This window comes from Anabaena sp. CCY 9613, from assembly GCF_963920895.1.
GTDB lineage: Bacteria > Cyanobacteriota > Cyanobacteriia > Cyanobacteriales > Nostocaceae > Cyanocohniella.
The window spans coordinates 1-8,707 of record NZ_CAWUDE010000038.1 but is presented as its reverse complement, the minus strand read 5'-3'; the positions used below and the strand labels follow the sequence as shown (position 1 = coordinate 8,707).

Genomic DNA, 8,707 nt, shown 5'->3' with positions numbered 1-8,707 from the left:
TTTGATATCCAAAGACTGCTGGAAGAACTCAATCGCCCGTGGGTATTGTCCCAGGGAGTTGTAAGCACTGCCCAAATTATTTAAGGAAATACCTTCGCCATTGCGATCGCCTATGTCCCTTTTGATATCCAAAGACTGCTGGAAGAACTCAATCGCCCGTGGGTATTGTCCCAGGGAGTTGTAAGCACTGCCCAAATTATTTAAGGAAATACCTTCGCCATTGCGATCGCCTATGTCCCTTTTGATATCCAAAGACTGCTGGAAGAACTCAATCGCCCGTGGGTATTGTCCCAGGTAGTTGTAAGCATTGCCTAATGAAGTGAGAGAAGCTGTATATTTCCAATTTTCTCTCTCACCAATTCCTTCCCATTTACTTACCAACTGCCCATATAATTCCACTTGGTCTGTGTAATAACCTCGCAAGGTCAAAAATTTATCGCAAAACCGAATGCTATCAAAAGCAGAGTTATAATCTTGCAACTGATAAAAGTGATCGAAGATTTCTAAGTATTCTTTGACATCTTCTTTTGTTATCCAAGGTGGTTGTTTAGCAACTGAGCGATAATAATCAATAGCTCGTTGATGCGCCTCTGTTTGATCACCTGCTTTATACCGCACATACTCCAACACCACTGGCTGAAACTCAAACCACCGCTTACCATTAAGTTTTTCTAATAAAAAAGAACGCTTAACCAGATTCTTTAACTCTTGCTCAATTTCTGCTGCTGAATATCCTGTCAACATAGCCACTGCTGCTGCGCTATTAATTGCACCACGATAAACACTAATATTCAGCAACAAAGCCTTTTGCAGTTCACTCAATCTTGCAAAACTGGCATCTAATACCAACACCATCCCCACATTTTCCCGGCGATGCACACCTACCACTTGGGAATCTGTCAACAACTGCTGCAAATTCCCTAAACCTAAATTTGCGAGTCTGCTTAAATCCGGGTCTTGGGAATATTCTTCCTTTAATAAATCTGCTACCAATCTCAACAATAGGGGATGTCCATCTACCAGTTTGACAAACTCTGCTAAATCTCCCCGAATGCCTAATGCAGTTAACAGCGCTTCTCCTTCCTCTACTTGCAAACCTTTCAGGGGTAGCCATGCAAAGCCTTTTGGTGATTCTGGTCTTTCCCTAGTGGTGACTATGACTTTACTACTACTGCCAGATTCAACCCAGGCGTTAAAGAAATCACCATAAAATAGACTTCCCCATTGTCTATCTGCTTGTAATACACTCTCTAAATTGTCAATAATCAGTAAAAATTGACCAGTTCGTAGACACCTAATCAACGCCTCGACTAACTGCGTTTCTTGTTCTGGAACCGGAAAGCCAAACTCTTGTAATACTTTCCGCGCTAAATCGCTAAAACTTGCCCCGTTACCGACATCAGCCCAAAAACGTTTAGGAAAACCCCCAATTTCATCGTAAATTTTAGCAGCCAGAGTAGATTTCCCTGTACCACCAATGCCTTCTATACCAATGAGGAATGTATTTTTATCAGTTAACCATTGCTGTATTTGGGCTATTTCTTCTGTTCTTCCTTGCCAGTAAGCCAAGCTTTTGGGCGAGTCACCTGCTTTCAAAATCCCTGGTGATTCGGTTTTACTACCACTTTCTAGATGAACGAGAAATTGAACCTGTTCGGCATTCAGATGAAAATTTTCTGCATCAATGGAAGCAATTTGAGTTAATTTACTCGCATCGTGGGCATTTCCCTCTAATTTGATGATTTTTTGGTTGCCGGGGTTAGTTTCTTCCATTAGCTGAATGAAAGTAAATGAATATCACGCAGAGGAGGACACTTGTGTAGGTGGGTTTCCCGACTTGAGCAAAGTGTCCGTCGCGCTAAGACGCAGAGAGTAAGTGAGTTTTAGGTGATACTCTGCGTACCTTTGCGTTTAAAAACTTACTTCATTAGCTTCAATCTTCCCGACTTGCTTTAAGGTACTTTGGTCGTAAGCATTAGCATTCATTTGAATGTTGTCACCAGATTGATTACTTCCAGCTTGCAAAATTTGGGCTATTTCTTCCGCCAGTGCTGGATCTGCATCCAAAATCTTCTTCAATTGCACCCGCAAACTCGCTTGTAAATCTTCATTCTCTGGACTTTCAGCTACATCTGTCGCGGCTTCTTTGGCTGCTTCCTTAGCTTCTACTTTAGGTTGTAACTTAGCCCAAATAGCCTTGGCTTTATTCCAACCATCTTCACCCACTTTTTGAGATGCCCCTTCTACGGCTTTATTACCCACATTCAGCAGAAACGGCAGACATGGAGCTAAAAGTTTAACGATTAAGCTGATATCCATTAATTTACGCAGTATATCGCAATTATGTATACAAATTCATACTAGCGCACGATAATTCTCAATTACGGTAATAGGGTGATTTTATACTTTACTTTACGCGATCGCAAAATGATTCTCGATCTGTTTGAGTCCACTACAGGCGATCATCGCATGGTCAACAATAATTATTTTCGTATTGGTGGAGTAGCCGCTGACCTACCTTTTGGTTGGGTGGATAAATGCCAATACTTCTGTCACTATTTTTTACCCATTATTGATGAATATGAAAAATAGACCAGTGTTTGTGTCGGGTTGTCAATAAGTCCTAGTATAGACATAAACCTGCATAAATTTTGTGGAGAGATGAGCCTTGCTTGCTTCCCCCATATCCGTTAGGGTGAATGCTGTTGATGGATATTTTGTATATAATCCAATCTTACGGTGTAGCAAAATTCTACCTCTAAGTAGAAGTTGTACTACTCAATACTCTTTATAATCGAATAATTGATTGAGTTATGTTTGCTACGGAATATATCAACTTTCATAACTATCAAATTATTATCAGTAGCCGAAAATTATTTGGTTGACTTTGCTGAATAAACTGCCGTTACACCAATCAATGAGGAAATAAAATTGCCGTGTCTTCATTAAGAAGTTTTGAAGATAAGCAGCCGCACATCCGGACTTCGCCTAGTTTAGAATTTTTCAAAGGGGTGAGTCAAGTTACTGGCTGTACCCTTTTATCAATTACCTCGCTGGCAATTTCTGTGCTAGCTGGAGGACTGCTTGGTTTAGCTATTAGTTTCCGTGATTTACCAAGGGTGAGAAAAATACGGAACTTTGTACCTGCACAAACAACTTATATCTATGACATTAAAGGCAGGCTGTTGGCAAGTATTCACGGGGAAGTGAATCGTGAAGTAGTTCCCTTAAATAAAATTTCTCCTCACCTAAAAAGAGCCGTATTAGCCACAGAAGATACTTATTTCTATGAGCATCAAGGTATTAATCCTATGGGCGTGGCGCGTGCTTTAGTAGTTAATTTGGAAGCTGGGAAAGTTCAAGAAGGCGGCTCTACTATCACCATGCAATTGGTGAAAAACCTGTTTTTATCTCAAAAGCGTATTTTAACGCGGAAGATAGCAGAAGCAGTGCTGGCAGTTCGTTTAGAACAAGCTTTCAGTAAAAATGAGATATTGGATCTATATCTCAATCAAGTTTATTGGGGTGATAACCATTATGGTGTGCAAATGGCGGCACGTTATTACTTTAATAAGTCAGCCGCAAATTTGAATTTGGCTGAATCAGCTATGATGGCAGGTTTACTGCCTGCACCAGAATATTTCAGTCCTTTTGTAAACCTGGACTTGGCAAAACAAAAGCAACAAGAAGTGCTTTTTAGGATGCGGGAATTAAACTGGATTAGCCAGCAAGATTACAATCAGGCTCTCAAAGAAAAGATTCAACTGAATAAAAATCGGTCTTTAGAAGGTAGTGCTGCACCTTATATAACTAATACTGTAGCCCAGGAATTGGTGAAAAAGTTTGGACGTGATGCATTGCTCACAGGTGGAATGCGGGTGCAAACAACTGTTGATGCTAAATTCCAAATGATGGCAAAAAAAACAGTCAAGAGTTGGCATCAAAGATTGACAAATCAAGGGTTAAGAAATAATCAAATAGCTTTAGTAGCTATTGACCCTCGTACCCATTTTATTAAAGCTTTAGTTGGTGGCGTAGATGCCAAAACCAGCGAGTTCAACCGAGCAACTCAAGCGCGTCGTCAGCCAGGATCTTCTTTTAAACCGTTTGTTTACTACGCTGCCTTTGCTAGTGGCAAGTTCACACCCAATACAATAGTGCAAGATACTCCAGTCAAGTATCGTGATGGTAACCGTTGGTACTCTCCACGCAACTATGATAATAGTTTTATGGGAGCCATGCCAATTCGCAAAGCTTTATCACTATCTCGGAATATTCCAGCAATCAAACTAGGCAAAGCTGTAGGTCTAAATAAAGTTATTGAAACCTCTCGGACTTTGGGTATTACGAGTCCGATGCAACCTGTAACTTCTTTGCCTTTAGGTGCAATTGGTGTAACGCCTCTAGAAATGGCTAGTGCCTATGCTACTTTGGCTAATTATGGCTGGCAGTCACCATCTACATTAATCATGCGTGTCACTGATAGTAATGGCAACGTTTTGATGGACAACACACCTAAACCTAATTTGGTTTTAAATCCTTGGGCATCGGCATCGGTGATTAATGTGATGCAGTCTGTAATTAATAATGGCACAGGTAAATCTGCTGCTATAGGTCGTCCGGCTGCCGGTAAAACGGGAACAACTTCATCAGAAAGGGATGTTTGGTTTGTAGGTACTGTACCCCAGTTGACAACTGCGATCTGGGTAGGAAGAGACGACAACAGAAGATTAGGTTACGGTGCCACAGGTGGTGGTACGGTTGCTCCTATATGGCGTGATTTTATGCGAAATGCACTTAAAAATGTCCCAGTCGAGAGCTTCCAGCGACCTTCTGAGTTTCCTCGCCCCCGACCAAATAAGGAATAGGAATTTTAGTGGTTGATTTACCTGGGTATCGGGAGGACTGAATGACAAAAACTTCACTTTCTATGATGGACGAGGTTTAGCTATATTTTTTACAGTACCTCTAAAAGCACTTTCTTAACAGGCTCAGAATATTTAGTCCTAACCCAACCTGAATAAATAAAAAATATGGCACTACGTGATCCTCTTCCTAAAAACATTAAACAACCCGTTAGACAAGCAGTTTCTCATCTTTGGGTTGAGCGATTAGCAAGATTAGGCTATGCAGCAAAAGGACTAGTTTATATTATTGTGGGTTTACTAGCAGCACAGGCAGCATTTGGTTCTGGTGGCAAAACTACAGATACTAGTGGTGCGCTAGAAACGATTGTCACCCAGCCTTTTGGTAAATTTCTCCTGGGTATTGTCACCCTGGGGCTTATTGGGTATGCACTTTGGCGATTTGTGCAAACTATTCTCGACCCCGAAAATTCTGGTCAAGAAATGAATGCTAAACGAATTGCCAAGCGTCTTGGCTATGCTTTTAGTGCGATCGCTTACTTCAGTTTGGCTGTAACATCTATCAAAATAATTATCGGTTCAAGTAGTGGCGACAGCGATTCAGTTGAAGATTGGACGATATATTTTCTAAATCAACCCTTTGGCAGATGGTTAGTAATGCTTGTGGGTTTGATAGTCATTGGTGTTGGGATTTCTTATCTTTATCAAGCATACCAAGGTAAATTTCGTCGCCATTTCAAACTTGCTCAAATGAGTCGGACTGAGCAAATTTGGGCAGTGCGTGTGGGTAGATTTGGGATTACTGCCCGTGGCATTGTTTTTGGTATCATCGGCATTTTTATAATGCTGGCAGCGATTCAATTAGATGGCACTCAAGCTAGGGGATTAGGTGGTGCATTGGCATCTCTGGCGCAGCAACCTTTTGGCCCTTGGATTTTAGGTGTAGTGGCGTTGGGTTTGATTGCTTACGGTATGTATTCCGTAATAGAGGCTCGCTATCGACATATTACTAATTTATAAAAAAAATATGAACACTGCAATATATGCGATCGCCTTAGCAATCATACATTTATTTTCTGGTCAACTACAATTTCTCAATGCTAAACCACGTAGTCGTTGGCTCTCGTTTGGCAGTGGAGTATTTGTTGCTTATGTGTTCGTCCACATTTTGCCAGAATTGAGTGAAGCCCAAGTCACACTCCAAAGCAGTTTGAATATTGGACTTGATTTTTTAGAGCATCACGTTTATTTAGTGGCACTTTTAGGTTTAGCAGTGTTTTATGGCTTAAAGCAATTTGCGAACAAGTCACGTCAACGTAGTCAAAAAAGTGTCGTGGCTGATACCTTTGTAGTTTAATTTCTTTGTGTAATTTATTAAGATTTTTTAATCATGAAAAATATCCCTCAAAAACTAAAATATTCTATTTTAGGATTAGTAGGTGCGATTACACTATTGGTAATCTGGAGTTTGATCGAACCCCGCATACTCAACATCGAAACCGAAACTGCAAAAATTCCCAACCTTCCCCCATCTTGGCAGGGTAAGCAAATCGGACAAATCTCAGATTTTCAAATTGGATTATGGGGCGACAATCGTGGTACTGCTCGTCGCAGCGTGGCTAAATTGGTAGAGGCAAAACCTGCTGTAGCGTTGATCAGTGGCGACTTTATTTATCATCCAGGCTCTAATATCAAACCAGAGATCGAAACAGCAGTAGATATAGTTCGTCCTCTGATTGCAGCAGGTATACCTACTTATGCAGTGCTGGGTAATCATGATTACGGCATGAGTAGTAGGTCTGCACCACCTAAAACAGAAGAAGCCGAACGTTTGAAAACGGCATTAGAATCAGCAGGTATTAAAGTATTGGAGAATGAGTCAGTTCAACTGCAACTGCCAAATAGTAATGATACTTTATATCTAGTTGGGGTAGGTTCGCTATGGGCAAATCGGGATAACCCTGAGCAAGCTTTGAGTGATGTACCAGATAGCAGCCCTAGAATCACGATGATGCACAATCCAGACTCATTTGAGAAATTTCCTGCCAATTCAGCCCCCTTAGCAGTGGCGGGACATACTCATGGGGGACAGATACGAGTACCAGGTTTCCCTCAGTGGTCGTGGTTAAGGTTCACACAAAAAGATAAAGTTTATGCCGATGGTTGGGCAAAGGGTTTCGGCAAACCTGGTAATCAACTTTATGTCAATCCTGGCATTGGAATGAGTATTGCACCAATACGTTTATTCTGTCCGCCAGAACTAACATTTTTTACTCTTCAGGCAGATTAATCTAGCTAATGAATATTCAATCTTGACCAATTAATCTTATTCCTGGTTCACCTAGGAGTGCTAAACAAGGAAAGTTTGATCTAGCCTCAAAAGTTACTAGGTCTGGATTATAGACGTGTCCCCACTCTATTTCTGGGTCACACAGATAGTCACGACAAGACAAATTCATGTGACCTGAGCGAGGACGCCAAAACCGTTTCCAGCCGTAATCTTGACTTGGCATTTTTACTGACAATAGCCCTCTTTTGTCGTTGTGCCAAAAAGTATACGCCTAAGTTAGTATTTGGACTAATTTTTGGCAAAATGTCAACTACTTATCTATAGAAGTTAGCTATATAATAGTGTTTATCTCTAGGTTCATTATAGGTTATACCTTTAGGATTATGAATTAAAAATCAGCCTTGCTTATGTTTAAGTTGTTAGGTAATGATTACCTAATTATGTAAGTGAGGTAACTAATTATGTCACAACAAACTATCTCATCTGAGTTGATGATGGAATTGTCCACAGACGAACAACAGATGATCTCTGGAGGTCAATGGGGTAAAGGTCGTAAATGTCCTCGACGTATTCGCGTTCCTAAATGTGGTTTCTACTTCCGTAAAGGCGGATATGGCGGCGGCAAATATGACGATGGCGGATATGACGACGGCGGATATGACGACGGCGGATATGACGACGGCAAAGACGACAAATATTAGATATGACGTCGGTTTTGAATGAAAGCTAGTTGTTAATTAGCCAATTAGCCAAGCCTACAATATTTTCCGTGGGCTTGGCTAATATTATCTGAGCTTGGAAGTGGGAGATGGAAAGAAGCGGGGTTGTAATTAATTGACCAATGACCAATGATTAATCACTAAATAGCTTGTCTTTTTTCCGGATAATCCAAAAAATTATTGAATATTATCTTATCTAAAATATTCATGCCTAAAACATATGGACATGCCCCAGCGCGTATCAATTCGCTACAAAGACACGTCCTACAGCATTAATGAGATCCGTTTAAAAACTTTTCGGCTTGGTTTTCAAATATGGGATGAACAGACTAAGCCTAGAAAAACAGAGCTTTATGAGTTTATACTATCTTGCTTGAAACAGGTTGACCGTCAAGATCGTTATATGTTTTCTCTGCTATTTATAGAGTTAACAGATATCATACGCAATTCTCGACTTGACAGGGGAATGAAAGAGGTTCTGGTTAAAACAGCTTTTAGCGAGTTTGCTTGCGCGTTAACAGATTTTGAAGATGGGGGGAAATAAAAAATTCTTGCCCCACCTAATTCACTACTGCTAAATTTTTAGTTGTCCTTTTAGTCTCATAATTAATTGCGTTAATTTTCCAAACCTGGTGGATTATTGTTCTCCAAACCTGGCGGATTATTGTTCTCCAAACCTGGCGGATTATTGTTCTCCAAGCCGGGTGGATTATTGTTCTCCAAACCTGGTGGATTATTGTTCTCCAATCCTGGTGGATTATTGTTCTCTAATCCTGGCGGATTATTGTTCTCTAATCCTGGCGGATTATTAGTTTCCACATCTGGCGGATTAT

10 protein-coding genes and 1 pseudogene are annotated in these 8,707 nt (G+C 40.7%); 7 read left to right on the top strand and 4 right to left on the bottom strand.

Translation table 11 applies throughout. The annotated features are described in order from the left end of the window. On the bottom strand, positions 1–1,773 hold a 1,773-nt coding region (locus ACM0OT_RS23565), incomplete at its 3' end, for a tetratricopeptide repeat protein (RefSeq protein ID WP_414566800.1). 138 nt (positions 1,774–1,911) lie between these two features. Continuing rightward, positions 1,912–2,319 (bottom strand): hypothetical protein, encoded by a 408-nt coding sequence (locus ACM0OT_RS23560; protein WP_414566799.1) that lies wholly within the window; start codon positions 2,317–2,319, stop codon positions 1,912–1,914. 51 nt (positions 2,320–2,370) lie between these two features. Between ACM0OT_RS23560 and ACM0OT_RS23555 the strand changes: the two are divergent. From ACM0OT_RS23555 to ACM0OT_RS23535, 5 genes and pseudogenes are all read left to right on the top strand, one after another. Next, positions 2,371–2,589, top strand: a pseudogene (locus ACM0OT_RS23555) (NADPH-quinone oxidoreductase); the annotation flags it as partial. A 347-nt stretch (positions 2,590–2,936) separates the two neighbouring features. After that, positions 2,937–4,868 (top strand): transglycosylase domain-containing protein, encoded by a 1,932-nt coding sequence (locus ACM0OT_RS23550; protein ID WP_414566798.1) that lies wholly within the window; start codon positions 2,937–2,939, stop codon positions 4,866–4,868. Between the two features lie 165 nt (positions 4,869–5,033). Next, positions 5,034–5,885 (top strand): DUF1206 domain-containing protein, encoded by an 852-nt coding sequence (locus tag ACM0OT_RS23545; RefSeq protein WP_414566797.1) that lies wholly within the window; start codon positions 5,034–5,036, stop codon positions 5,883–5,885. Positions 5,886–5,892: 7 nt separating this feature from the next. Continuing rightward, positions 5,893–6,222: a hypothetical protein gene (locus tag ACM0OT_RS23540; protein WP_414566796.1), complete on the top strand. Its 330-nt coding sequence runs from the start codon at positions 5,893–5,895 to the stop codon at positions 6,220–6,222. Positions 6,223–6,255: 33 nt separating this feature from the next. After that, positions 6,256–7,155 (top strand): metallophosphoesterase, encoded by a 900-nt coding sequence (locus ACM0OT_RS23535; protein WP_414566795.1) that lies wholly within the window; start codon positions 6,256–6,258, stop codon positions 7,153–7,155. A gap of 16 nt (positions 7,156–7,171) precedes the next feature. On the opposite strand, the gene ACM0OT_RS23530 is transcribed toward ACM0OT_RS23535, so the two are convergent. After that, positions 7,172–7,378, bottom strand: coding sequence for a hypothetical protein (locus ACM0OT_RS23530; RefSeq protein ID WP_414566794.1), 207 nt, complete (start codon positions 7,376–7,378; stop codon positions 7,172–7,174). 238 nt (positions 7,379–7,616) lie between these two features. Between ACM0OT_RS23530 and ACM0OT_RS23525 the strand changes: the two genes are divergently transcribed. Both ACM0OT_RS23525 and ACM0OT_RS23520 read left to right on the top strand, forming a co-directional pair. Beyond that, positions 7,617–7,856 (top strand): hypothetical protein, encoded by a 240-nt coding sequence (locus ACM0OT_RS23525; protein ID WP_414566793.1) that lies wholly within the window; start codon positions 7,617–7,619, stop codon positions 7,854–7,856. Positions 7,857–8,094: 238 nt separating this feature from the next. After that, on the top strand, positions 8,095–8,418 hold the full coding sequence (locus ACM0OT_RS23520; RefSeq protein ID WP_414566792.1) for a hypothetical protein: 324 nt from the start codon (positions 8,095–8,097) through the stop codon (positions 8,416–8,418). A 71-nt stretch (positions 8,419–8,489) separates the two neighbouring features. Here the strand turns inward: ACM0OT_RS23520 and ACM0OT_RS23515 are convergent. Further along, positions 8,490–8,707: hypothetical protein (locus ACM0OT_RS23515; RefSeq protein WP_414566791.1), on the bottom strand; the 218-nt coding region annotated here is incomplete at its 5' end.

Bases quoted from the DNA above. Each gene is read 5' to 3' on its own strand.
- ACM0OT_RS23560 (WP_414566799.1), bottom strand. From the start codon at position 2,319: ATGGATATCAGCTTAATCGTTAAACTTTTAGCTCCATGTCTGCCGTTT.
- ACM0OT_RS23545 (WP_414566797.1), top strand. From the start codon at position 5,034: ATGGCACTACGTGATCCTCTTCCTAAAAACATTAAACAACCCGTTAGA.
- ACM0OT_RS23540 (WP_414566796.1), top strand. From the start codon at position 5,893: ATGAACACTGCAATATATGCGATCGCCTTAGCAATCATACATTTATTT.
- ACM0OT_RS23535 (WP_414566795.1), top strand. From the start codon at position 6,256: ATGAAAAATATCCCTCAAAAACTAAAATATTCTATTTTAGGATTAGTA.
- ACM0OT_RS23530 (WP_414566794.1), bottom strand. From the start codon at position 7,378: ATGCCAAGTCAAGATTACGGCTGGAAACGGTTTTGGCGTCCTCGCTCA.
- ACM0OT_RS23525 (WP_414566793.1), top strand. From the start codon at position 7,617: ATGTCACAACAAACTATCTCATCTGAGTTGATGATGGAATTGTCCACA.
- ACM0OT_RS23520 (WP_414566792.1), top strand. From the start codon at position 8,095: ATGGACATGCCCCAGCGCGTATCAATTCGCTACAAAGACACGTCCTAC.